This window comes from Candidatus Caldatribacterium sp. SIUC1, assembly GCF_051549785.1.
Lineage (GTDB): Bacteria > Atribacterota > Atribacteria > Atribacterales > Caldatribacteriaceae > Caldatribacterium.
This window is the reverse complement of record NZ_CP189974.1, coordinates 620,884-645,312: the sequence shown is the minus strand read 5'-3', so window position 1 is coordinate 645,312 and position 24,429 is coordinate 620,884. Positions and strand designations below refer to the sequence as shown.

24 protein-coding genes, 1 pseudogene and 1 CRISPR repeat array are annotated in these 24,429 nt (G+C 56.7%); of the genes and pseudogenes, 9 read left to right on the top strand and 16 right to left on the bottom strand.

All coding sequences use genetic code 11. The annotated features are described in order from the left end of the window. Window positions 1-191: 191 nt before the first annotated feature. Both ACP6EK_RS03275 and ACP6EK_RS03270 read left to right on the top strand, forming a co-directional pair. Window positions 192-833: an ATP-binding protein gene (locus ACP6EK_RS03275; RefSeq protein ID WP_438317836.1), complete on the top strand. Its 642-nt coding sequence runs from the start codon at window positions 192-194 to the stop codon at window positions 831-833. A gap of 10 nt (window positions 834-843) precedes the next feature. Next, complete coding sequence (locus tag ACP6EK_RS03270) at window positions 844-1,620, top strand: HAD-IIA family hydrolase (RefSeq protein WP_438317833.1); 777 nt, start codon at window positions 844-846, stop codon at window positions 1,618-1,620. Here the strand turns inward: ACP6EK_RS03270 and ACP6EK_RS03265 are convergent, their stop codons facing one another. From ACP6EK_RS03265 to ACP6EK_RS03210, 12 genes are all read right to left on the bottom strand, one after another. Further along, a complete protein-coding gene (locus tag ACP6EK_RS03265) occupies window positions 1,621-2,661 on the bottom strand; it encodes a uroporphyrinogen decarboxylase family protein (RefSeq protein WP_438317830.1) in 1,041 nt (346 codons plus the stop codon). Between the two features lie 13 nt (window positions 2,662-2,674). Then, a complete protein-coding gene (locus ACP6EK_RS03260) occupies window positions 2,675-3,961 on the bottom strand; it encodes a TRAP transporter large permease (RefSeq protein ID WP_438317827.1) in 1,287 nt (428 codons plus the stop codon). A 10-nt stretch (window positions 3,962-3,971) separates the two neighbouring features. Continuing rightward, complete coding sequence (locus ACP6EK_RS03255) at window positions 3,972-4,445, bottom strand: TRAP transporter small permease (protein WP_438317824.1); 474 nt, start codon at window positions 4,443-4,445, stop codon at window positions 3,972-3,974. A gap of 42 nt (window positions 4,446-4,487) precedes the next feature. Further along, entirely contained in the window at window positions 4,488-5,474 is a 987-nt protein-coding gene (locus tag ACP6EK_RS03250; RefSeq protein WP_438317821.1) for a C4-dicarboxylate TRAP transporter substrate-binding protein, read from the bottom strand. Between the two features lie 69 nt (window positions 5,475-5,543). After that, on the bottom strand, window positions 5,544-6,233 hold the full coding sequence (locus ACP6EK_RS03245) for a GntR family transcriptional regulator (RefSeq protein ID WP_438317818.1): 690 nt from the start codon (window positions 6,231-6,233) through the stop codon (window positions 5,544-5,546). Window positions 6,234-6,286: 53 nt separating this feature from the next. Next, window positions 6,287-7,120 carry an SDR family oxidoreductase gene (locus ACP6EK_RS03240; RefSeq protein WP_438317815.1) on the bottom strand — a complete coding sequence of 278 codons (834 nt, stop codon included), beginning with the start codon at window positions 7,118-7,120 and terminating at the stop codon, window positions 6,287-6,289. A 14-nt stretch (window positions 7,121-7,134) separates the two neighbouring features. Further along, window positions 7,135-8,148 carry a zinc-binding alcohol dehydrogenase family protein gene (locus tag ACP6EK_RS03235; RefSeq protein WP_438317812.1) on the bottom strand — a complete coding sequence of 338 codons (1,014 nt, stop codon included), beginning with the start codon at window positions 8,146-8,148 and terminating at the stop codon, window positions 7,135-7,137. 11 nt (window positions 8,149-8,159) lie between these two features. Next, on the bottom strand, window positions 8,160-9,434 hold the full coding sequence (locus ACP6EK_RS03230) for a TRAP transporter large permease (protein WP_438317809.1): 1,275 nt from the start codon (window positions 9,432-9,434) through the stop codon (window positions 8,160-8,162). Beyond that, the gene (locus ACP6EK_RS03225) at window positions 9,431-9,907 is read right to left on the bottom strand and encodes a TRAP transporter small permease (protein ID WP_438317806.1); all 477 of its coding nucleotides are present in this window, start codon (window positions 9,905-9,907) and stop codon (window positions 9,431-9,433) included. The genes ACP6EK_RS03230 and ACP6EK_RS03225 overlap by 4 nt, the downstream gene beginning before the upstream one ends. Before the next feature lie 80 nt (window positions 9,908-9,987). After that, a complete protein-coding gene (locus ACP6EK_RS03220) occupies window positions 9,988-10,965 on the bottom strand; it encodes a TRAP transporter substrate-binding protein (RefSeq protein ID WP_438317803.1) in 978 nt (325 codons plus the stop codon). Between the two features lie 133 nt (window positions 10,966-11,098). Then, window positions 11,099-11,590: a CRISPR direct-repeat array (repeat unit 30 nt; unit sequence GTTTCCATCCCTCATAGGTAGGCTACAAAC). Between the two features lie 418 nt (window positions 11,591-12,008). After that, window positions 12,009-12,350 carry a hypothetical protein gene (locus tag ACP6EK_RS03215; RefSeq protein ID WP_438317800.1) on the bottom strand — a complete coding sequence of 114 codons (342 nt, stop codon included), beginning with the start codon at window positions 12,348-12,350 and terminating at the stop codon, window positions 12,009-12,011. A gap of 215 nt (window positions 12,351-12,565) precedes the next feature. Further along, window positions 12,566-12,817: a hypothetical protein gene (locus ACP6EK_RS03210; RefSeq protein ID WP_438317797.1), complete on the bottom strand. Its 252-nt coding sequence runs from the start codon at window positions 12,815-12,817 to the stop codon at window positions 12,566-12,568. Between the two features lie 565 nt (window positions 12,818-13,382). On the opposite strand from ACP6EK_RS03210, the gene ACP6EK_RS03205 reads away from it, so the two are divergent. Further along, window positions 13,383-15,458: a sensor domain-containing diguanylate cyclase/phosphohydrolase gene (locus ACP6EK_RS03205; RefSeq protein WP_438317794.1), complete on the top strand. Its 2,076-nt coding sequence runs from the start codon at window positions 13,383-13,385 to the stop codon at window positions 15,456-15,458. A 268-nt stretch (window positions 15,459-15,726) separates the two neighbouring features. Here ACP6EK_RS03205 and ACP6EK_RS03200 read toward each other — a convergent pair whose 3' ends face one another. From ACP6EK_RS03200 to ilvE, 4 genes are read right to left on the bottom strand one after another with little or no spacing between them, the layout of a single operon-like run. Continuing rightward, the gene (locus ACP6EK_RS03200; protein ID WP_438317791.1) at window positions 15,727-17,496 is read right to left on the bottom strand and encodes a family 10 glycosylhydrolase; all 1,770 of its coding nucleotides are present in this window, start codon (window positions 17,494-17,496) and stop codon (window positions 15,727-15,729) included. 5 nt (window positions 17,497-17,501) lie between these two features. Next, entirely contained in the window at window positions 17,502-18,608 is a 1,107-nt protein-coding gene (locus tag ACP6EK_RS03195) for an MFS transporter (protein WP_438317788.1), read from the bottom strand. Window positions 18,609-18,652: 44 nt separating this feature from the next. Next, complete coding sequence (locus tag ACP6EK_RS03190; protein ID WP_438317785.1) at window positions 18,653-18,934, bottom strand: hypothetical protein; 282 nt, start codon at window positions 18,932-18,934, stop codon at window positions 18,653-18,655. Between the two features lie 15 nt (window positions 18,935-18,949). Further along, on the bottom strand, window positions 18,950-19,867 hold the full coding sequence (gene ilvE / locus ACP6EK_RS03185) for a branched-chain-amino-acid transaminase (RefSeq protein WP_438317782.1): 918 nt from the start codon (window positions 19,865-19,867) through the stop codon (window positions 18,950-18,952). 126 nt (window positions 19,868-19,993) lie between these two features. On the opposite strand from ilvE, the gene ACP6EK_RS03180 reads away from it, so the two are divergent. The 6 genes and pseudogenes from ACP6EK_RS03180 to ACP6EK_RS03155 all read left to right on the top strand — a co-directional run bounded on the left by ACP6EK_RS03180 (window position 19,994) and on the right by ACP6EK_RS03155 (window position 24,404). Continuing rightward, window positions 19,994-21,262, top strand: a complete 1,269-nt coding sequence (locus ACP6EK_RS03180; RefSeq protein WP_438318857.1) for a phenylacetate--CoA ligase family protein — start codon at window positions 19,994-19,996, stop codon at window positions 21,260-21,262. Then, window positions 21,259-21,675, top strand: coding sequence for an ACT domain-containing protein (locus tag ACP6EK_RS03175; RefSeq protein WP_438317779.1), 417 nt, complete (start codon window positions 21,259-21,261; stop codon window positions 21,673-21,675). The genes ACP6EK_RS03180 and ACP6EK_RS03175 overlap by 4 nt, the downstream gene beginning before the upstream one ends. A gap of 227 nt (window positions 21,676-21,902) precedes the next feature. Then, window positions 21,903-22,331, top strand: a pseudogene (locus ACP6EK_RS03170) (tagaturonate epimerase family protein); the annotation flags it as partial. A gap of 221 nt (window positions 22,332-22,552) precedes the next feature. Then, window positions 22,553-22,858: a hypothetical protein gene (locus ACP6EK_RS03165; protein ID WP_438319024.1), complete on the top strand. Its 306-nt coding sequence runs from the start codon at window positions 22,553-22,555 to the stop codon at window positions 22,856-22,858. Window positions 22,859-22,876: 18 nt separating this feature from the next. Next, window positions 22,877-23,410, top strand: a complete 534-nt coding sequence (locus ACP6EK_RS03160) for a GNAT family N-acetyltransferase (protein WP_438317776.1) — start codon at window positions 22,877-22,879, stop codon at window positions 23,408-23,410. Window positions 23,411-23,420: 10 nt separating this feature from the next. Further along, window positions 23,421-24,404, top strand: a complete 984-nt coding sequence (locus ACP6EK_RS03155; RefSeq protein ID WP_438317773.1) for a M20 family metallopeptidase — start codon at window positions 23,421-23,423, stop codon at window positions 24,402-24,404. The last annotated feature ends 25 nt before the right edge of the window (window positions 24,405-24,429 follow it).

Genomic DNA, 24,429 nt, shown 5'->3' with positions numbered 1-24,429 from the left:
TCTTCACCTCATTATACTCTCCTTTCGCCCTTTTTCTGCTCCCCTTTCCCGTGGTCTGGGACGATCGGGAATGCTGCAAAAGACCCACAAAAGGACGGGTAAGGTGCACCGAACTTCCCTTCAGCAGGCTTGACACCGTTTAATTTAGGTATTAAAGTGCTTAAAAATGACAAAGAGGAGAGGCGATCTCAGTGGTACGAAAGATCATTGAAATCGATGAGGCAAAATGCAATGGATGCGGGCAATGTGTGGCTGCCTGTCATGAGGGAGTTATCGCCCTGGTGAATGGGAAGGCAAAAGTCATTCGGGAATTCCTCTGCGATGGCTTGGGAAGCTGCATTCCCCAGTGTCCTCAAGGCGCCATTCGCCTGGTGGAAAGACCCATCGCAGCGTGTCCGCACACGTCTCTTGAAGCATGGCCTTCCTGGCCCGTTCAGCTTGCCCTTGTCTCTCCATTCACCCCCTTTCCGGAGAACCTCGTCATCGCCGCAGACTGCACCGCCTTCGTGGCACCGGATTTCTCCACCCTCCTTGGAGGGCGAAGGGTGCTCATCGCCTGCCCCAAACTCGACCCTCCCCGGGGATATGCGGAGAAGCTCACCGAAATCCTCCGGAGGAACACCATTGCCTCCCTTGAGGTCCTCCACATGGAGGTCCCCTGTTGTTTTGGCCTTGTGCGACTCGTGGAGGAGGGCATCAGGATAAGCGGAAAGGTGCTCCCCCTCACCATCACCACCCTCTCAATCCAGGGAAAGGTCATTCGCAAAGTCTCTGGAGCCACCAGGGGGGAAGACCCAAAAGAGAGCTTGCCAGCATCCCGGGCGCAGGTATAATGAAAGAGGGATGGAAGAGGGCAGCAGAGCGAAAAAGGCCTTTCTCATCGATATGGACGGTGTTCTTCTCTTTGGAGAGCGAGCCATCCCGGGGGCGAGGGAATTCATCGAAAGCCTCAGGGCGGGAGGGTATAAGTTCCTCATCCTCACCAACAATTCCCGGTACACCCCCTCTGACCTTATGCACCGGATGCAGAGAGCAGGAATTGCCGTGGAGGCAAAGGACTTCTATAGTAGTGCGATGGCCACCGCGCATTTCGTGAGTTCCCAGAAACCCCGGGGGTCGGCTTTTGTTCTCGGCGGAACGGGCCTTTACCAAGCCCTGATGGAGGTGGGGTACTCCTTCACCGACTATCGTCCCGATTTCGTCATCCTGGGAGAGATGGAGTCGTACCCGTACGATGGGATCGTCCGGGCCTGCCAGCTCATCATGGCCGGAGCCTCTTTCATCGCCACCAACCCCGACCCAACAGGTCCTGGAACAAGCGGTATTGTCCCTGCCTGTGGGGCCGTTGCCGCCCTCATTGAGCGGGCAACCGGCGCTACTCCCTATTTTGTCGGGAAACCCAATCCTCTGATCCTCCGCCTTGCCCTCCGGTACCTTGGAGAGCATTCGGAAAACGCCGTGATGGTCGGAGACCGGATGGATACCGACATCCGGGTGGGGCTTGAATCGGGTTTGGAAACCATCCTTGTCCTCACCGGGGTTACTAAACGGGAAGATATCACCCGCTTCCCCTACAAGCCCCACCGGGTGGTGGAGTCCCTTAAGGAAATTGCGCTGTAGTCACCACATTTCTGCAGCAATGCTCTCAAGTACGGCGACGTTTTCTGCAGGGGTTCCCGGGGACACTCCACCTCCGGCGGAGAGGAGAAGCCGAACGTTCCCAGAGTTCTCCGCTTCCTGCAGACAGGCTGAGGCCGCGTTCTGAACCTCTTCAGGCGTCCCCTGGGCAAGGATCTCAAGAGGCGGAATGTTCCCCATAAGGCAAACTCTGCCCCCGGTTTTCGCCGCAAGGGTGGAGATGCTGATGGTGTGGCTGAAGTTGAGCACTTGCAACCCTGTGTCGGCGAGAAGATCAGCAAAGGGCAGGATGTTGGCGTCGTTGTGGTAGACCCGAATTTTGTCGGGAAACGCCTCGAAAATTGCCTGAAGATACGGATGGGCAAACTCCTCGTAGTCTCTCCGGGACAAAAACCCGACTACATCATCAAGAAGCATAATGCCCTCGCACGCTGGAACGGTACGCACCTGTGCCTTCAGCCAGGCAATGACTGCTTCGGTTGTGATTTCGAGGAGTTTCCTGGTCTTTTCGGGCTCGGTCTTGAGATCAAGGAGGAACTCGGTAAGCCCTCGGAGGTGTGCAGCGGTCACAAGAGGCCCCCGGGCCGCTACCATGCGGATGAATATGCCCTGCTCTCTCAGGACATCCTGGGCTTTCCGGTACCACCAGAGCACAAAGGGCATGAGGCCGTCGCGTTCCGGATCGGGAACGGTCAGGGTGTTAACCTCGTCAATGCTTTTGAGGACTGGGTTTATGGTCGGTGTGCTCCCCCCGTACCAGTTGATTTTGCACCCAAAGCCCGAGGGCTCAGCTGCCATGCCGTACTCCACCCAGAAACCAGGGAGAAAGACGATGTGAGGATAGGTCTCGTATACCCGGAGGTTGGCCTCAAGCCAGGTGTCGAAAGCGAGGTAATAGTCAAAGTGAGAGATACCCCGCCATCCCGGAATCCAGGGGCTGTCCACAATGAGGGCCACGGAGGGAGAATGCTTCGAATTCCCAGAAACCACCTCTTTGAAACGGTTCCAGCGTGCCTCGTCCATACCTTTCCTCCTTTCACTTCATCAGCCCCACAAGGGCTAAAGAGAGCTGCGGCACGAGAATCAGGACCACTACTAAGGCGAGCAACGCCCCCACATAAGCCCAGCTTTCCCGGATGCATTCTTCAACTCTTATGCCCCCCAGAGAGCACACCGTGTACATGTTGACACCCACAGGAGGGGTGACCCCACCAATCTGGATGAGGATGGCCATGATAATGCCAAAGTGCACCGGGTCAAATCCTGCGGCTCTGACGATGGGCAGGAAAATGGGGGTAAGAAGCAGTGTGTTCACCGTCCCCTCCATGACCATTCCGGCCACGAAAAGGAAGGCCACGATGGCCAGCATCAAGAGAAAGGGATGGCTGGTGAGGCCAAGGATAAAAGTGGACATCTTCACTGGGACCTTCTCGTACGCCAGGGCGTACATGAGGATGGCCGCCATGGAGACAATGAGCATGATCACGGCGTTGTCCTCAGCGGCATCCCGTATGGCCTCCCAGAATTTCTCCCGGGTGAGTTCCCGGTGGATGAACTTTCCCACAAAGAAAGCGTAGACCACCGCAAAGGCTGCGGCCTCAACCGGAGCAAAAATGCCAAAGCGGAGGGTCACAACGAGAAAGAGGGGAAATAGCAGAGCCCAGATGGACTCCCGGAAAGCAAAAAGAACCTCCCGGAAAGAATGTCGCCGTCCCCGCCGCTCGAGATCGTAGCCTTTGCGAACTGCCTTCCAATGCGTCACCCCCATCATGGTGACGCCCATGAGGATGCCGGGGACAATCCCGGCAATGAAGAGCTTGCCCACCGAAACCTGTCCTGCAAAGCCATAGAGCACAAGACCGATACTTGGAGGAATAATGGCCGTACTCAGGGAGCTGCAGGCCAGGACTGCCGCGGAAAACCCATCGGCGTAGCCCCTCCGGCGCATCTCAGGAAGAAGAATGCGGGTCTCCATCGCTGCATCGGCATTGGAGGATCCCGAAACGCCCCCCATGAGCATGCTGAGCACACAGCTCACCTGCGCCAGAGCTCCCGGAAGATGCCCCACGAGAACATCGGCAAGGTGAATGAGCCGCCGGGTGATGCCTGAAACGTTCATGAGATGTCCCGCAAGGACGAAGAAAGGAACGGCGAGCAGAGGAAAAGACTGGGTCCCGGCCACAAGTCGCTGGGCCACAATGGGAATGGGAATGCTCGTCTGGGAAAGAAAGTACACCATCCCAGAGATACCGAGCGTGAAGGCAATGGGGACGTTGGCAAGAAGGAGCACAACAAAAGTCAACGCAGCATACAGCAGCGGCATGGTCTCTCCCTCACCTTTTCTGGAGCGCCCGTACCTTCTCTATAATCCGAACCAGAACCGTAAAGCCCATGAGCGCCGTTCCCACCGGGACAGCCGCAACCACCACGGAGTAGCTCAAAAAGAAAAGCTCTTCAAAAACTCTCCTGGTATTCGCCAAGACCATGCGGACCCCAAGAAAAGCAATGATAAGGAGGAAAACCAGGATGAGCACAGCGGTCAGAAGTTCGACAATGTCTCGTACTCCTCGGGGCAAGCGGTCCACAAGCGAGCTCATCCCGATGTGACGGCTCCGGCGCAGGGCCCGGTCAGCACCGATGTAGATGAGCCACACAAAGAGCCCAGAGGCCAGGGCATTCGTCCAGTTGATGGGGTACCCCACATAGCGGAGCACCGCGGAAACGAACACCAGTCCAACAATGACAAGCAGCAAACCCTGGCAGAAGGCAACCTCAATCCGGTCGAGGATCTCAAAAGCCCGCTGCACCTTTCACCCCTCCGGAAGGGGCGGCAAAAGCCGCCCCAGTTTTTACTCTTTTCCCAGGAATTCCCGAATCTTTTTGCGAAGTTCCTGGTACCCGAGCTTCTCGTAAACCGCTTCGGCCCGTTTCTTAAAGGGCTCGAGGTCGACATCGCTGATTACAGCACCTTCAGCAACCATCCTTGCCTCAAGGTCGTCAAGCGTCTCAAGGAGAAGCTGCGTGGCGTAGTCTCCTGCCTTTTCAGCCTCTTCAAAGAGGATTTTCTGGTACTCCTCAGGAAGCTGGCTGAACCATTTGTCCCCCACAACCGGAGCGTTCCAGAGCTGGATGTGACCGGTGCGGGTGATGTACTTCGTTACCTCATAAAGCTTGGAACCATAGGTAGCCGGGTGCTGAGCTTCTGCGCCGTCGATGACCCCCTGCTGCAGTGCTGGATACACTTCAGTCCAGGGGAGTGCCACGGGCGTTGCCCCCAAGGCCCTTATGGTTTCCTGCCACACAGGAGCACCGGGGGTGCGAATCTTCAGGCCTTCAAGGTCCTCGGGTTTCTGGATGGGCTTTTTCGTCAGAAAATGGCGGGCCCCGGCGTACCAGTTGAAGGCGAGAACCACAAGACCCTGTTCCTTGCGGAGTTTCTCAAACCATTCCTTTGGAAGGTCAGACTTCAAGAGCTTCTGCATCTCCTCGACGCTATCCACAAGGTAAGGACAGAGGAGAATACCGATTTCCGGAACCCACACGCCCAGCCGTCCTGCATCGGTGTTGACACAAACTCCTGCCCCGAGCACCGCCTGCTCGAGCATTTCCTCGTCTCGCCCTAAAACGCCTCCGGGGTAGAGCTCTACTTTGATTTTGCCGTTGGTGCGAGCCTCAACCCCTTCTTTGAACTTCTCATAGCCCTTGTAGATGGTGTCATCCTGGGTAATGACCATGGAAACCTTGAGCTCATAGGTCTTCTCCGCAGCGACCACAGAACCGGCCAGGCTGAGAATGAGCACCCCCACAAAAACCCCAAAGGCAAAACGATGTCGCATGTCTCCACCTCCTCAGGATGATCTCAAAGGAATTCCCCGGTAAGGAACAAAGAAGTGTACCCCCCTTTCTCACCCCCTTTGCCGGAAGTACTCAGGGTATTCTTCACGCAAGCGTTCAAAATCCGGGTCGTTCTGTGGCAGGTGCTCGTCAAGGATTGCCTCAACCCGCCCGGGATCACGGTCGAAGATTATTCCGGCGATTTTCCGGTGTTGCTCCACGACTTCACCAACTCGAATCCCCGAAGAGAGCTTGAGCACCCGGATTCGTCGAAAGTCCGCGTTGATCTGGCAGATGAGGTCCCAGATGCGCTCCTTTTTACACCCCCGGTAAATGAGGCGATGGAATTCCTCGTCTAACTCGAAAAGGCGGAGGAAGTTCTTCTCCTCAAGGCACACCTCCTGGAGGGCAAGGTTTGAGCGAAGCTCAAAGGCGAGTTCTGAAGGGAATGCCTCACAGGCCAGGCGAAGAACGGCCTTTTCCAGGGTCCGGCGCATGAAACGGGCCTCGTCCACCCGCTCAAGGTCGATAAGGGAAACCACCGTTCCCCGCTGGGGAAAGGTCTCAAGAAGGCCCTCCTGAGCAAGCCGGATGAAAGCTTCTCGAACCGGGGTTCGGCTCACGGAGAACTTCTCGGCGATTTCCTGCTCTGTAATGCTCTGTCCGGGCTTTAAGTGGAGCAGAATGATGTTCTTTTTGAGCGCCTCGTACACATATTCACGGGCAGAAGAACCCCTGCGGGGTACAGAAAGGAGTTCCACACTCTCCCTCCTCCTTATTGTATACTACCATCCATACATACTCATGTCAACCGTCACACGCCAGCGTACGCCAGGAATCCTCCATCCACGGGAATAACAGCACCAGTGACAAAACCGGAAGCCTCGTCGTCGCAGAGCCACAGGAGCGTTCCCAGAAGCTCTTCCGGTTTCCCGAGTCTCCCCATGGGGGTGTGGGCGAGAATCTTCTGCGCCCGGGGAGTCAGCGACCCGTCTTCGGCCACAAGGAGGCGGTAATTTTGTTGGGTGAGGAAAAACCCGGGGGCGATGGCGTTGACTCGAACCCCCGTTTTTCCCAGGTATACGGCAAGCCACTGGGTGAAGTTCGCCACTGCGGCTTTCGCTGCAGCGTAGGCCGGAACTCTGGTGATGGCCCGAAAAGAGGCCATGGAGGCAATGTTGATGATAACCCCCCTGCCCTTTTGCACCATGTCCTTCCCGAAGACCTGAGTGGGGATAATGGTTCCAAGGAGATTGAGGTCGAAAACGAAACGGAATCCTTCAAGGTCAAGGTCGAAGAAGGTCGTTTCTCCCTGCGCAAGGTCAGCAGGCTCGAAGAACTCCTTCGGAAGCGTCCCCCTGGGGTGATTCCCTCCTGCACCGTTGATGAGGATGTCACACACCCCAAGAGCTTCCCGGACCTTCGAAGCCGCCTGGAGAACACTGTCCCGGTCAAGAACGTTGCACTCCACAGCCTGGGCCACCCCACCAGTTCCCCGGATTTCCTCGGCCACCTTTTGAGCGGCTGCGAAATTCAGGTCCAGAACGGCCACTTTCGCTCCATGGGTGGCCAGTGCCTTCGAAAAGGCACTGCAGAGCACTCCACCGCCACCGGTGACCACCGCAACCCTCCCGGTAAAATCAAACATCCTCTCACCTCCAGCTACATCGTGAGCACAACCTTGCACGTTGCTTCAGGATGATGCTCAAGGAGTGCAAAGGCTCTGTGCACCTCTGAAAGGGGAAAGACGTGGCTGATGAGCCTTCGGGGTTGGAGCCGTTTCTTCTCAAAAAGCTCCACCACCCGGGGGAACTTGTACGCCTGAAGCCTCGACCCCACAATGGTGAGTTCCCGCAGAGTCACCAGGGCCTGAGGAATGGCAGAGGGGGCCGTATGGAATCCCAGAACGACAACCCTCCCGGCTCGGGAAGCAAGCCGAACTGCCCACTCGAAAGTCTCGGGAAGACCCACGGCATCGATGACCACGTTAGCACCATCCGGGAAGTGGTGCAGTACTTCGTCTTCGAGACTTGAAGCCTTTGTATTGACGACGAATGCCGCGCCGAGTTCTCTAGCTCGCTCCAGGCGTTCCGGGATGATGTCGGCCACTCCGCACAAAGCCCCAATAAGACCCAGGTACGCGAGGATGCACAAACCTATCGGTCCTGCTCCAAGGATCACAACCCTGTCCCCCTCCTGCACCATCCCCCGGTCGGCCACCTGCGCAGCAATGGTGAAAGGCTCAATGAGTGCGGCTTCTTCCCAGGAGAGATCCCCCGAAAAGGGATGGAGATTCCTCTCCGGGACCACCACATATTCCTGAAACCCTCCATCCCTGTGTACCCCCAGGACTTCAAGGCGCTCGCACACATTGGGTCGACCAGTACGGCAGGGGTAACATTGCCCGCAGTACATTATGGGCTCCACGACTACACGGTCACCCTTTTTCACTCTTGTAACGTTCCGGCCGATTTCCGCAACCTCTCCCACAAACTCATGCCCGATGACCCGGGGGTACGTGGCCACCGGGGAGGTTCCGTGGTAGATGTGGAGGTCTGTGCCACAGATGCCTCCTGCCCGTACCCGTACGAGAACCTTGTCGTCTTGCCCAGGACGGGGAATCTCCCGCTCTTCCACCGTGAGTACCCCCGGCCGGGGTACCACCACGGCCTTCATCCTCTCACCTCCTAACGCAAAAGACCCGGCAGCGTCAGACTCAGCGGAGGGCAGTAGCTCACAAGGAACAATACCGCAAGAAGAACGAGAAGGAAAGGGATGTTGGCCCTTACCAGGTCTCCCAGGGAAATTCTGGCGATGTTCGCCGCCACGAAAAGGCACACCCCCACCGGAGGCGTGGTCAAACCGATGATGAGGTTCAAAACCACCATGACGGCAAAATGAATGGGGTCCATGCCAATCTTCATGGCCACAGGAAGAAGAACCGGGACGAAAATCACAAGCGCCGCCACCGTCTCCATGAAACATCCTACGAAAAGGAGAATGGCGTTAATGAGGAGGATAACCACGAAGGGATTGGTGGAAATGCTCAGAATCCCCTGGGCCACAAGCTGGGGAATTCTCTCGGTGGTGATAATCCAGGCAAAAAGGCGGGCCAGACCCACAAGTACCATTACCGAAGTCGTCATCCGGACTGACTCTACGACAATCCTGGGGATATCGCCGGGTTTGAGCTCCCGGTACACCAGAATCCCCACAAGAAGAGCATACACCACGGCCACAACTGAAGCTTCGGTGGGTGTGAAAATCCCCCCAAGAATGCCTACAAGAATAAGGACAACCATTCCCAAAGCCCAGGAAGCGTCAAGAAACGTCCTGAAGACGGCCCGAAGGGAAAGTCGTTCCTCTTTCGGGTAGTTCCTTTTCACCGAGAGGTAGTAGGTGATGGCCATAAGGGAAAATCCGAGAATTACTCCAGGGATGGCCCCGGCCAGGAAAAGACGCGTGACGGATAACCCCGTAAGAGTCCCCACGATAATCATGGGGACGCTTGGAGGGATGATGGGACCAACGGTAGAAGACGAGGCTGTAACTGCCGCGGAAAAGTCAGCATCATACCCTTCTTCCTTCATCGCCGGGATGAGAATTGCCCCGATGCTCGCGGTATCAGCAAGCGCCGTTCCCGATATTCCAGCAAAAATCATGGAGGCCGCCACATTGGCTAGAGCCAGTCCCCCGCGAATATGTCCCACGATGGCGTTGGAGAAATTGATGATGCGCCGTGTTATCCCCGCCGTATTCATGAGATTCCCCGCCACGATGAAAGCAGGGATACAGAGAAGGACAAAGGAATCAATCCCCGAGTACATCTTCTGCGGAATGATGCTCAGAGGAACGCCCTTGATGACAAGATAAAGTAAAGAAGAAACCCCCAGAGAAAAGGCCACGGGGAACCCCAAAAGCAAAAGGACCACAAAGGAGAGAAAGAGAAAAAGTGCCATCACCTGGCATCACTCCTCTTCCTGAAAACAAGAACCCCCTGTCGAAAAGCGTAAAAGGCAAGAAAAAAGGAAACGACAACCATACTGGCATAGGCGAAGACCATGGGGATACGCATGGTCGGCGACATCTGCAAAAGCCCAAGCCGGGCAAACTGGAGGCTGTACCAGAAAACCACAAGGAAGAACCCTCCTGTGATGAAACTGAAGGTAGCCTGGAGACCCCTTGCCGCTTTGTGGGGGAAGCGGCGGATCAGGAAATCGACGCTCACGAATTCTCCTCGCTTCAGCGCACAGGGAGCCCCAAGAGCCACAGCCCAAACGAAGAGGAACCTCGAGGTCTCCTCGGTCCAGGAGAACACAACGAAAGGGAGGGAAAACCTCGTGGTAACGCTCAGCATCACCACGCCAACGAGTGCCAGAAAGGCCACCATCATTCCTGTGGCCAGAATCGCCTCGAGAGGATCCCGCTTTTCCATTGCACTCCCTCCAAAAAAAAGAAAGCCTCGGCAGTTTCCTGCCGAGGCTTCCCACATGCCATCCCCCACCACCTGGATTCCTACTCAAGCTCCTGGATGCGCTTGTAAAGAGCTGCCTGCTCAGGGGTAAGAACCTTTTCTACAGCCTCAGACATAATCTTCCGGAAGGCCTCCTTGTCCACGTCAGAATTGATTACCATGCCCTTTTCGATGAGCTTCTGCTTAAACGTGGGGATTTCCTGCCAGAAGAGGAGATCTGCATACTGCTGGGCTTCCCGGGCTGCTTCAAGAACGGCATCCTGGAGATTTTTGGGAAGGGATTCAAACTGCTTTTTCCCCAGAACCACCCAGACCCAGCCGATGACGTGCTCGGTCTCATTCACGTACTTCTGAACCTCATAGAGGCTGGCGTTGTAAATGAGGTCGTAAGGGTTTTCCTGGGCGTCAATGACTCCCTGTTGCAGGGCGGTGAAGACCTCGCTGAAGGCCATAACCTGTGGGCTTGCTCCCACCGCCTTCCAGGCCTCCACAAAGAGCGGAACGTTGGGTAGACGAAGCCGGAGCCCCCGCACATCTTCCGGTTTGTGGACGGGTTTGTTGGAGGTGAGATTCCGAGGTGCCCGGATGTGGTAGTAGAGGGGAATCACGCCGACTTTCTCAATGATTTCCTGGCGAATCTCATGGCCGATGTCACTATTTACGGCCTTCACCATGTGGTCGATGGATTTAAAGGCATAGGGTGCAGCAATGAGCGCGGCTTTGGGCGCCCAGTTCTGCATGGATTCTCCAGAAATGGTGAGGTCTGCAGTACCAGCCTGAATCATGGTGAGGACCTCGATTTCCTTCCCCAGCTGTTCGTTGGGGTAAATCACAATCTCGATTTCGCCGTTCGTCTTTTCCTTCACGAGTTCAGCGAATTTTACCGCAGTGCGGTGCCACATGTGTTCCTCGTTCACCAGGTGTCCGAACTTCCAGACGATTTTGGCCTCCGCACCGAGGACACACACCCCAAAAACCCCAAGGAGCACCACGAGGAAGATAAGGGAAAAACGGCGCATACTCTTACCTCCCCTCTTTTGTATGCTACCATGTTAGCATTCTTTAAAGGAGGCGTCAAGAAGCAACTTCCATATACCGCGAGAAAAGAAGAGATTCGGGGAGGGACAAGACAAGAAGACGAAAAGGAAAGCACGTTGAATCCCTCATAGGTAGGCTACAAACGAGGGGGTGGTAAGGATGGTCAAGTTCGTAGGGGTTGGTTTCCATCCCTCATAGGTAGGCTACAAACTGGTGATGGTCTCTAAGTCGGTGATGTTGGCTTTGGTGGTTTCCATCCCTCATAGGTAGGCTACAAACGGCCGGTCAGTGCGTAACGTAGGGCGTCCATTGCAGTTTCCATCCCTCATAGGTAGGCTACAAACCGCCGTCTGCCCTCTGCGGCCCACTTCGCCATCTGCTGTTTCCATCCCTCATAGGTAGGCTACAAACCGGTTCACTCATTGAACTTTGGAGGAGGTAGCGGTGTTTCCATCCCTCATAGGTAGGCTACAAACCGGTTCACTCATTGAACTTTGGAGGAGGTAGCGGTGTTTCCATCCCTCATAGGTAGGCTACAAACCGGTTCACTCATTGAACTTTGGAGGAGGTAGCGGTGTTTCCATCCCTCATAGGTAGGCTACAAACCCGTTTTGTGGGCTTTAAATAAGGATTCCTGAGAAGACCATGTTCACCTGTCAAGGTACGCTTTATGTAAATGAAATCACAACTTTTTCCCTCTGTCAAGAGGGTTAGAGGGGTTTTTTGAAGTGTCGTCGATCTCCAGGGGTTTTTGCACTACCGGAGGTCGACGACATTGTCCTCTGTACCGGTCAGGGGCCAAGCAAAAGGCTGGGAAAAAGCAGAAAGAGTTTTCCGGAAAGGGGTCACGTGGGGCCCTTTCATGTCTATCAGGACCATCCTGAAAAAGGACGCAGGAGGCCACAGAAAGCTCCTCTCCTGAGCACAAAACAGAGAATTTGGAGGAAGAACGGGAAGGGGGAAAGCACAACGTCAGAACCCGGGGTGGATCCTCCACCCCGGCGCCTTCTCACCTCACATTATATTACCACCAGGAGAAGTTCAGCGTGGTCACCGGGCTAACCATGGTGACGACTTCAATGTGACTGAACTGGCCGTATTGATCGACAATCTGCACGCTCACCTGCTGACCACAGGGGTACTGACCCACTGTCGCCACGCCCATGGGGTCAAGATATACGCCCGTGTTCATCCCGTTCACCCAGACGTACCCCCACACATACGGGGAAGTCGACTGAACCCGCAGCGTGCATAAAGCTGGCTGAGGCGGACCAGGCGGCTGGGTTCCACCGGTACCACCGCATCCTGTAGCCACCAGAGCAAATACTACCAAGAGAGCCAGAATTAGGGGCAAAGTTCTCCGCATTCTTGCCCCTCCTTTCATGAAAAGATAGCTTATTATAGCATCCCTCATCTAAAGCGTCAAACAGAACCAACGCTAAGATAGCGCCAACTCGTTGTAGGGATGCCTTTAGTTAGACAGAAGAGACACGGCCCACATGGGCGCCAACACCGGCTGCAACCTGGGAGTACCTCCTCGAAGAGATTCCAGGGCTTTCCTTTGCATTTCTGGGGCACCATCTACCCTGTGAACTTCTTTAGAGAAGTCCCGTCGCTTTCCAGGGTCCATGGATTCTCTATGATGCTCCTTGCCAGGGTTCCTCCACTCTCCGTGCTACGGTCCTCGTCATCGCTCCCAATCCCTGCCTTGACCGAACGCTCTTTGTGGAAGCGCACAGGCTTGAGGGACGCATTGACGTCACCCGGGTTACTGAGATTACGGAGGGGAAGACTCAAACGTCTGTCGGGTTTTCCGGGAACTTGGGGTGCCATGTGAGCACCTCCTGCCCCCGAGAGGATACACAGGAGAGTCGGTGCCGCAGCTTCTTGTCGGAGAAGCCATCACGACTGTCCCGGCATAGGGGGAGTCACCCGGGTGGCGACAACTGGATGGGCTAAGAGGACCTTCTGAACAAACTCAAAGCACTCTAAGGGTAAGCCAATATGGTCCTTTCTCGGGAGTGTTCCCCTTTTTGAAGAGTTTTACGCGGAAGCCCTCTTCCACTATCGAAGAAGAAAGGTTATCATTGGTAGCTGGGGAAGGGGCTCCTCGAGCTCCCGCTGCGCCTTTTCAGGGTGAAAACGCATCGGGAAGAGGGGCCATCACCTTCGGGCATCTCCTAAACGACGTGGAGACGTTCCTTAGCGTTCTCCTCAAAGGGGTGCAGGTTGCCCGTACGCACCCTGGGGCAGAGAGGAGCCATCTTCAGGGGTAAAGAGGGCCTCTTCTTCGTGGAGCCCTTGGAGGTCGAAGCGGTGCATCCGGCAGGTTCAGGGGACGCTCGCCCTGCAGGTTTCGCCTTCCCCGTTACGGTTCACTCGGTGAGGAGCGCTCTTTGTGAGGAAGATAGGGATTGTTTTCGTCGACACGAGGGGAACGGTTGTCGCTGCGAATGAAGAGGCTTTTCGTCTTCTCTCCCTTGCGCCACAGGACACATTCCGGCTCGGGGAGCTCCTTGCTCGGGCACCCCAGGGGTCTTCTTCGTGGACGGTGGGTGGGAGGACCTTCGGCGTTGCCACACTGCCCTGCGGGCAACTCGGCACCATCTTCGTGCTCTGGGACATCGCATACCCCGGGAACCTGGGAGGGCAGCTTGAAGAGAGAGACCTCTTTGTGAAGATCCTCAACGCTCTGCCTGCCCACGTCTACGTCAAAGACACAAATCACCGCTTCATCTTTGCGAACGAAGCCGACGCCAGGCATCACGGCTTTTCTTCCCCCCACGAGATGATTGGCAAAACGGATTTCGACCTCTACCCGGAGGATCTCGCCCGACGCTACTGGGACGAAGAGGAAGAGCTCCTGCGCACCGGGAAACCCCTCCTCAATGAAGAGCGAGAGGACCCCGATCTTGCGACCGGAGAGCAACGGAAAATCTGGATTGCCACGAACAAAATCCCCGTTGTCGATGAGAGGGGAACCATTACAGGAATCGTGGGGGTCAACTGGGACATCACCGAGTTCAAGAGAGTCGCAGAAGCGCTGCGGGCATCGGAGAGAGAAAGGGCACTCATCCTCGACGCCATCGAGGACCAGGTTGCATACTACGAAGAAGGACCAAAAATCGTCTGGGTGAACAGAGCCGTATCCCGGAATTTTCACCTTGAGCCTGGGGATATCGTCGGGAAGTACTGCTTTGAGGTCTTCGAGAAGCGGGATGCCCCTTGCCCCGGATGTGCAACGGTGAAAGCCTTCAAGAGCGGTAAACCGGAAGAAGCCGAAGTGACATCCCACAACGGTACTGTCTGGCACCAGAGGGCGTACCCCATCCTTGACGAGGAAGGCCGGGTCTTCCGGGTGGTTACCGTCTCCTCCAACATCACCGCCAGAAAGCGGGCCGAAGAGCACATCCTCTACCTCACTTTCCACGATCCCCTCACCGGCCTCTACAATCGGCTCTACTTCGAAGACGCCATCAAGCGGCTCGACGTTCCAAGGCAACTCCCCCTGAGCGTGGTTATGGCCGATGTCAACAACCTGAAGCTCGTGAACGATGCCTTTGGCCATGCCAAGGGCGACGAACTCCTGAAGAAGGTAGCCGCAATCCTCACCCGTGCCTGCCGGAAAGAGGATATCGTTGCTCGCTGGGGAGGGGACGAATTCGTTATCCTCCTTCCCAGGACTTCTGCTCCGGCTTCACAGGACGTCCTCCAGCGAATCCGGAAGTTCTGTGAGGAGGAGTCCGAGAAAGAAGGGGGTCCTTTCCCTATCAGCGTGGCCTTGGGGTGCGCCACCAAAGAAAGGGAGGGCGAGGACATCGACGCCGTCCTCAGTGAAGCCGAAAACCGTATGTACCGGAACAAGCTCGTTGAGGCAAAGAGCTCCCGTGCTGCTCTCATCCTCTCTTTTGAACAATCCCTCCGAGAAATCCCGGGAGAGATGGAAACACACTACAGGCGGATGCGCACCCTCGCCCGGAGGATGGGCGAGGCCCTCGGGCTTCCCCAGGCAGAACTCGAAACCCTTGACCTCCTCGTACGGCTCCATGACCTTGGGAAAGTCGCCATTCCCCGGGCCATACTCTTCAAACCCGGTCCCCTCACCCGGGAGGAGTGGGAAGAGGCTCGAAAACACCCGGAAATCGGGTACCGTATCGCCCGGGTCTTCCCAGAACTCCTCCCCGTTGCCGAAGGTATCCTCGCCCACCATGAGCACTTCGACGGCACAGGGTATCCCCGGGGGCTCAAAGGTAGGGAAATACCGCTTTTTGCTCGCATTATCGCCATCGTCGATGCTTTTGTAGCCATGACCAGCGACCGGCCCAACCGGAAGGCTCTGTCTCGAACAGAAGCCCTGGAGGAAATCACAAAAGGTGCGGGGACGCAGTTTGACCCAGACCTTGTCCAGGTATTCCTGCAGGTTGTCCATGAAGAAGGTCGTCCCCGGACTCTCACCCCCTCCGGCACGCTGTGAACCGGAAAACGCCTACCCGCCCTTTTGGCCAGAAAGACGAACGCTTAGGTCCTCAAAGAGGAGTACGAAGAAGCGTTTCTCCCTGTGAATTCCATGGGTTTCTAAAAATTTTTTAAAAAATTCTCCCCACCCCCTTGACAGGTAGGGGAAACCCTCTATAATTATCTCCTGGAGTTCGGGAAAAGATTCCTGACGAGCGAAAATCCCCTCCTTGCACCTATAGGGGGGCTGCCTTCCCGCAGAGAGGCGGCTCCCCTATAGGTGTTTCTTAGGGCCCAAATTCCAGGGTTCCGAAAAAGAACGAGGCCCCGTAGATTCCGGGCATCTCCGTCCAGGTCGAGAATGCTCCCTGCGTCAGGTCGTTCCGGCAGAAGTTCACCCCGAAGCGCTCCCCCACTTGGGGAGTACCCCGGTCAAGCGTTGTGAAGGGTATGACCATCTCCACAACCGTTGCTCCAGCCGTTTCTGCCACACCCACCTGCCAGGTTCCATCGAAGCGGGATCCCAAGAAGGAAGATCCGTCGTACTGCGTCCCGAGGAGGTTCACCGCAAACTGGAAGAAAAAACTCCGACTTGCCCAGGGGTCGAGGAAGAGTTCCACCGAGTCGTCGTAGAACACTGGGCCGTCGCGCCGGGTGATTTCCCTCTTCTGGGGTTTCCCCTCAAGGACGTAGGCCACATAGAGACACGCCTCATCGTAAAGCACGGCAACTTTTGTATCCCAGGAGGGCTTCCCTCCCACGATGAGGGTAAAATCTCCCTGCCAGTCCGCTTCCTGCCAGAGTTCCTCAAGTACCCCATCCACCACACAAGGCACGCCCACCCTCTTTGCCCTTATGGTCCGGCGTTTCTCGAGGAAATCCTGAGGGTCAAGGGGTGAAGAGACGAGATGAGGAAAATCCTCCTTTCCAGGAGGCGGGGAAAAAGCGGCGAAAGCATCCCGGGAAAGGACGGCAAGAAGGTCATCTCCAAGGTAGGGATAGGCGAAAAGGACAACACCACAGGGTGTGTGCTTTCGAGCTCTTCGGATTTCCTCACAAACGGTGGCCGCGTCCATCCCCATGCACCACACCCCCGCACAGAACGGGATCCCCCGTAGGAACGTCCGAACAAAGCGCAGCATCCCCTCAAACTCCTGCGGTCGGGAACTGTAGGTCATGGGGACGAGGAAATCGAAAACTCCCTTCCTCCCCCAGGTCGGCCAGTCCTGTAAAAACCCTGGATACCCCTCAAGGGGAAACCCGAAGGGCTTCACCGCACAGGAAAGAAGGAGCTCTGGCCGGAGGCGACGGAGGTATGCCGAGAGGGCAGCGGCAAAGTCCGAAAGCCCTCCTGCCCTGAAGGCCACCCACTCCCGGTGGGCCTCAAAGTTCTCTACCGGATCAAGGACAAGGGGGTCAAATCCCGTCACTTTTTGGAATGCCCGACGGCAGGCCTCACAGTAACAGGTATCGGCGATGGTGGGGTCAGGAAAGCGGAAGTAATCAAGGTGTACCCCATCAAGGTCGTAGCGTTCCACAACCTCCCCAAGAAGCCCCCGATAGAACTCGAGCACCCCCTCGTGCAGAGGGCACACGAAAAAGAACCGCTTGCCCCCCTGGGTGTACCCGGACGACCCATCCCGGTTCCGGGCCGCCCACTGAGGAAAAGCCGAGAGCACGGGTCCCGGCGCATCAAGCCCTACGTAGAACATATGAAACCAAGCATGAACCTGCACGTTGCGCTGATGGGCCTCCTCGACGAACGCCCTGAGGGGGTCAAACCCAAGGCGCCTGAAATGTTCCATCTGCGCAGGAAGGCCGGCACTTTCAAGGAACTCCGAAGGGTAAATGGTCTCCCCCCGGTAGAAGGACTCCACAAAGAGGGCGTTGAAATTCGCCCGGGACAGCCGTTCCACCATGTGCCGCACGCCCGCTTCATCCCCCGGAATGCTCCGCACGTCAATCCAGACGCCCCGAAGCTCAGGAAGCACCCCAGCATACGCCAGCGCGCCAAAACCAAAAACCAGCAAAAGCCCAAGAAGAAACTGCCGCAGCATCCCTGTCACCCCTTTTCTGCGCGGAGAGGACGCACAAAAAGAAGGAAGAGGGCCACCACCATCCCCAGGACACCGACCGCCCTGAGCACGAACGCAACGCTATCCCCAAAAGCACTGGCAAAAAGGAAACTCAGGAGATTCCCAAAAGACCAGGCAAGTCCCATAGCCACTGAAGAAGCAAAAACCCGGTGTTCCGGAAGGATTTCCTGAGCCTCGTAGACGTTGACACTCATGGTGAGGAAGGCCGAAAAGTCAGCGCTGAGTGAGAGGAGGAAAAGCCCAGGGATACTCCGCATCTCCGGAAGGAAGAAGAGCCCCACCCCAAGACCGATGAAGGAGAGAAAGTTCACCACCCAGATGGGGAAAACCTGGGCAAGACGCACACCGAGGAAGTTGGCGAAAAACCCCACGAGCACCCCAAAGGACAGAAGCATTCCTCCAAGGACAAAAGACGTAAAGGTCGCCACGTAGAGGGGGAGGAAGGTGTGGAAGAGGGACGTAAAGAAGGTGCGAATGCCCACAAGGAGGAACACTGAAAAGAGCACCCGGAAAAGGCGCCAGGAAAACTCTGCATGGGGAACACGGAGGCTGATTCCCCGAAACCTCCAGAAACCAAAACTCAAAAGCCCCCAGAGCAAAAGAACCACCCAGACGATAGCAGAAAGGGGGAAGCGAGAGGCAAACCAGGTGATGAAAAGCGGCCCCACGGCTCCTCCCGCAATGCCCCCGGCGGTGAAGAGCGCCACCCCAGAGGCGTTCCCCCGCATCCCCGAAAGCGCCGCCCCCACGGGATGGAAAGAGGCATTCGCGAGGAAAAGCAAAAGAAAGGCGCCGAAAAGCAAGACAAAAGAGAGCGGCAAAGCAAAGAGCGAAAGCGCCAGGGCAACGCCGGAAAGGGAGAGATAGAGGCTCAGGAGGTGGTTTCCCATCCTCCCGGTCCAAAGAGCAAAGAGAGGCTGGGTGAGCGATCCAAGGAACCCTAAAGCCGTGATGGCCATGGATACTGTCCTTGTGCTCAATTGGTAGTGCTCCACAAAATACGGGCCAAGCGGTGCTGGAAAAGAACTCGCCCAGTCGACGAAGAAGTGGAAGAGAAAAAGGAGAAAGGCCACGGCAAAAGGGATTTGCCTGCCCCGGAACCCCGGGGCAGAACGTCTTAGGATGAGAGGGTCTTCAAAAGCTCAGGACGCTTCCGGATAAGGTACAGCACGCCACCCCATGCAGCAAGGATGGCGCCGGTGATCACGCCACCGATGAGAAGGTCCCGGGAGACGTCCTCCGAAATGAGGAAGAGCTCACCGTTCAAAAGGTGGTCGATGACCCCAAAGAGTGCCCCTCCCCAGAAGAGCAGGTTGAGCCAGAACATCCTGAGGCTTTTTGTCCGCTTCCAGAGAATCGAGGTGATGATGGCTCCCGAAAGCGGTCCCACGTAGCACATATTCCTTCCTCCTCTCTACGGGTTGACATAGGTCAACCAGTGTTCATACCTTTCTTCCTCCCCACGGACCACCCGGAAGAACACCTCTTGGAGTCTCCGGGTGACGGGCCCAGGCTTCCCCTCGCCAATCCTCCGTCCGTCAATCTCCACAATGGGCGTGATTTCCGCCGCAGTACCCGTGAAGAAGGCCTCATCCGCAAGGTAGAGGTCATCCCGGGTGCAGAGGGTTTCCCGCACGGGAATGCCAAGGTCTCCAGCAAGGCGCATGACCGTGTCGCGCGTGATCCCAAGGAGGATGGAGTAGGGGTGCGGCGTGTAAAGGACGCCGTCCTTCACGTAGAAGATGTTTTCCCCACTTCCTTCCGCCACAAAGCCATGGGCGTCAAGGAGAATGGCCTCGTCGTACCCGAGCTCTTTGGCCTCGAGTTTCGCCAGGGCAGAATTGAGGTAGTTCGCACTCGTTTTGGCCCGGGGGGAACCGGAGTTGACGTAAATGCGGACGTAGGAGGAAATCTTGGCTCGAATCCCTTCCTTCAGGGCCTTATCCCCCATATAGGCTCCCCAGCACCAGGCAGCAATGGCGCAGTCCACCTCGCAGCGGCTTGGGTCTACCCCCATCTCGCCATACCCCCGGAAAACGACCGGGCGGATATAGCACTCCTCGACTTCGTTTGCCCGCACGGTTGCCACGACGGCCTCTTCGATTTCCTGAGGGGTGTAAGGAATGGTCATTTTAATAATGTGGGCAGAGTCGAAGAGACGTCGTACGTGTTCTTTGAGGCGAAAGATGGCCGGGCCTTTCTGTGTTTTGTAGCAGCGAATGCCCTCAAAGACTGCCGTCCCATAATGGAGCGCATGGGTCAAAACGTGGGTTGTTGCTTCCTTCCAGTCCACGAGTTTCCCGTTTCTCCAGATGAGTCGGAGCTCTTGCATCTTCCCACTCCTGCCTTTCTCCTCTTCCCTTTTCGCTGTCTTTATTGTATTGTACACAGTGAAAAAAGGAAGGGGGTGACGCCTACGTTCTGGGATGAATATTTCGAACTTTTGCCCCGAGAGGAGATGGAGAAAATCCAGCTCAACCGCCTCAAAAAGGTCCTCATCCGGGCATACCACAGCCTCCCGTACTACCGGAAAAAGCTCGAGGACGCTGGGGTGAACGTGTACGACATCCGCTCCCTTGAGGACCTTCAGTCTCTCCCCTTTACAACGAAGGACGACCTCCGGCGGGCGTATCCCTTCGGGGCCATTGCCGAACCCATGCGGAACATCGTCCGCATCCACTCCTCATCCGGAACCACTGGGACGGCAACGGTCGTCGGCTACACCAGAAAGGACGTCGACACCTGGGCCGAGCTCATGGCCCGGACGCTGTGTGGCTGTGGGGTCACAGCGGAAGACGTCATCCAGGTGGCCTTCGGGTACGGCCTTTTCACAGGGGGCCTTGGCGTTCACTATGGGGCGGAGAAACTCGGCGCCACCGTTGTCCCCATGTCCACCGGGAATACCCTTCGACAAATCCAAATCATGCGGGATTTCGGGGTTTCAGTGCTCTGCTGCACTCCTTCTTATGCCCTCTACCTCGCCGAAGTCGCCCGGGAAAACGGTGTTGAGTGGGGGAAAACGAAGCTCCGCCTCGGGATTTTTGGGGCTGAACCCTGGTCGGAAGAAATGCGGGTGGAAATCGAGCGGAAACTCCCCATCAGGGCTTGTGACATCTACGGGCTCAGCGAGGTCATCGGGCCTGGAGTGGCCTTTGAGTGTGAGGCGCGGTGTGGTCTCCACATCTCCGAAGACCACTTCCTTCCCGAAGTCATCGACCCCCAGACGGGAAAGGTCCTGCCCCCCGGGGAGGTGGGAGAACTCGTCTTCACCACCCTCACCAAGGAGGGTACCCCCGTCATTCGCTACCGCACTGGAGACCTCTCTGCCCTCATGTACGAGCCGTGCGCCTGCGGCCGGACGCTCGTGCGCATGAAGCGGGTGGCATCCCGCACCGACGATATGCTCATCGTCCGGGGGGTGAATGTGTACCCATCGCAGATCGAGAGCGTCCTTCTGAGCTTTGACGGTGTTGAGCCCCACTACCAGATTGTGGTCAAGCGGGAGAACTACCTCGATCTTCTCGAGGTCCAGGTAGAGGTGGCACCCCAGTTCTTCTCCGACGAAGTAAAAGTCCTGGAACGTCTCAAAAAGCAGATTGAGGAACGTCTCAAGGCCGAGCTCAACGTCCACTGTGAGGTGAAACTCTTAGAACCCAAATCCCTGGCCCGAAGCGAAGGGAAAGCCAGACGGGTCGTGGATCTGCGGAAAAAAGAGGGGATGGTATGAAGCAGATTTCCGTGTTCCTCGAGAACAGGCCGGGAAGTCTCTACGCGGTGCTCAAAAAACTCAAGGAGTGGAATGTCAACCTTCGAGCCCTGTCTTTAGCCGATACGGCGGAGTTCGGCGTTCTGCGTTTCATCGTGGAGCACCCCGAGGACCTTGTCACCAGGCTCAAGGAGGAAAATTTTGCCGCCACGCTCACTGAGGTCCTTGCCGTAGGGGTGGAGGACCGTCCCGGAGGGCTCTGCGACGTCGTCGAAGTCTTGACGCAGGCCGGAATCTCCATCGAGTACCTCTACGCCTTTGTTTCGCCAAAAGGCGACCGGGCCTACGTCGTGCTGCGGGTGGAGGATCTCGAAACGGCAAAGAACATCCTCGAAGAGAAAGGTATTCCGGTCATAGAGCACCTCACCTTTTAGGATGGTTGAGGAATAGGGTAGAGCGTTCGCCAGATTGCCGAACGTCTGGAACAGGAACTCTGTCTTTCTTTTGTGTTCTCCGGAAAAGACCGGGTGCTTCCCCCTTAAATCCCGGGAGGCTCAGTACTTCGGTGTCCTCTCCCTGGAAGAACCTCCCTTTGAAGGGAAGCTCGTGACCCTGGGCTTTCAGAGGAAAAGACCCTCCGTTTTCCCCTTCACCCTGGGTCATGCCCTTTGCCTGCGGAGTGACATCCCGGAAATCACCCCCACAACGCTCCGCGGGGAAGTCCCCTGGGGTACGGTGGAGGAAAGCCTGGCAGTCCTTCAAAGAAACGTCGTCTCTGGGGTACACGGTGTACGTCCTCGAGGGCGAAGGACACGTAAGGAAAGAGGTGTTCACCTGGGAAAGAGCACGGCTCAAAGAGGCTTTCTTCCGTCTTTCTTCCCGGGAAAAAGAGGCCTGGAAGCGTTACCGTGACCGGGGCTTTCGTTTCTCCCGGGATTCCGTGCTCTCCTTCCCTGAAGAGCACTGCCTGCGAATGCTTTGTGCCTATTTGCCGCTTCTTGACATCTTGGAGGAGGGTTTCGCGTTCCTCGAAAGCCAGGACATTCCCTTTGACCTTGGCGTATCCTTCGAAAAACTCCCTCTTGAAGCGCACTTTTTCCTTGCCGAGGAACTCCACCGCCGGGGAGTGGACTTCCATGTGCTACTCCCGGGGGTTCCAGAAGGGGACTCCGATCCTTCCTTCCATATCCTCCTTGCCCGTGCCATCGGTGGCTACCGTCTGGGTTTTCCTGTCGCGACCCGGAATCCCTACCTTCTTTCCCGGAAGACTGGAGAGCGCTTTACCTCCTCTCGGCGCATCCAGGATTCCCTGTGCTCCTTAAGGTCATTGCCCCGGAAGACCCCGACCTTTTCCGCCGCCTTCTTGAAGAAGCCCTCGAGGCATCCGGGGTGTCCTTTGCCCTTGAAGCTGTGCTCGACCGGGAACTCCCCGGCATCCTGGAGAGACCATCCTTTCGCAATGCGGTGTGGAATGCAGCTCCGCTCCTTTTTGCCCACCACAGAGAACCCCTTGAGGCGTACCTCTTTGCCCTCGAAAGCGAAATCGCCCGAAAGATCTTTAAACGCCTGAACCCCGATGAAAATGGGTGTGTACTTTTTCGGGCAGGCTTTCTATAATGGTGATGTGGATTGTTTATGGAGGAGCTCTGCATCACGACCCTCACGGAAAAAGAACTCGAGGAAGCGATGCCGGCACTCGTCTCCCTCTACCAGCGAGCCTATGCTGTGCTTCCCGAATACGGGTACCATCTCCCCCAGCGCATTGAAGGGTACATCCGCTGGCTGTGGCGGGGGGACCCAAAGGGGTTTTTCGTGGCCCGCCTTGGGGAACGCATTGCCGGATTCATCGGCGTGCATTCCCGGTGGTGGGAGGACGGGGAACTCTTCGGGGAGGTCCACGAGTTCGTGGTGGACCCGGATTTCCAGGGAAGGGGCATTGGTAGCGCCCTGTTCACCCATGCCCTGGAGTACCTCGAGAGATCCGGGAGGACGAAGATTGGCCTGTGGGTGGGAGAGAAAAACGACAGCGCCATTCAGTTTTACCTCCGGCGGGGCTTCCAGAAATCCGGCCAGTACGGGAAGTGGGTCCGCATGGTGAAGGAGGTGACGGTCTCTGTATCTCCTCGAGATTCTGGAGAAGCTCCTTCTTTTGGGCGGAGGAAGCGGTGAGGAATTCCCGGTGCTCCAGTGGATCGCCTCGTTCCTTGAGGACTGCGGGTTCGAAGACCTCCACTGGCAGGAGTACGACCCGGGGAAGTGGAACCTCTACGCCCGGCGGGGGACCTCGCCGTTCCTCATAGCCACCCACGTGGACGTGCACTACGCCGGAAGAAAGCGGGATTGCACCGTGCGGGATGGCTTTGTCTTCGGTGCCGGAGTCCTGGACACGCGGGGGCAAATTGCGGCGCTCCTTGATGCCGTGCAGCGTACCACAAGCCCCGCAGAGCTCGTGTTCTTCTCTGAGGAAGAAACCACAGGAGCAGGTTCCTGGCATTTCGAACCCCACAGGCCCTTTGAGGGCGCTCTGGTCCTTGAGCCTACGAGTTTCAGCCTCTGCGTGGCCCTGGCCGGAGACGTGGAGGTGCGGTTCTTCGTCGAAGGCCTGAGTGGCCACGGGGCGTACCCTCATGCGGCGCAGAACGCCATCGCGCTGGCCATGGAGGTGGCCCGGGAATGCGAGAATATCGTGGCTTCCTTTGCTCAGCATCCCCTCTTCGTCCCTCCCCTCCGTCTGATGCTGGGGAAAATCGAGGGGGGCGAGTCAAGTTACGTTGTTCCGGAGCGCTGTATGCTCGAGTGCGCGCTTCCCTTCCCCCCTCCATACGGTGTTGAGGAGGTCAAAGAGCGAGTCTTAGCCCTGACCAGGCGGTACCCCCTACAGGTGGTATTCCTCGACACGAACCCCTCGTTTTCCATTGCTCCCGAAAACCCTGTCGTCGTCCGTCTCAGAAATGCCCTGGAACAGGTCGACGCAAGGGGCGTGGTGTACGCGGGGATGCCCTCCTGGACCGACGCGACGTATCTTGCCATGCGTGGGGTTCCAAGCGTGGTCTTCGGCGCGGGGGATCTCGCCCTCGCTCACTCAGAGAGAGAGTGCGTGAGCATCGCGGAACTCGAGAGGCTCCGGGAAGTCTTTTTGTCTTTTCTTGGTTCTACGGTATAATAAAGTAGCGTCACCATTGGGAGGA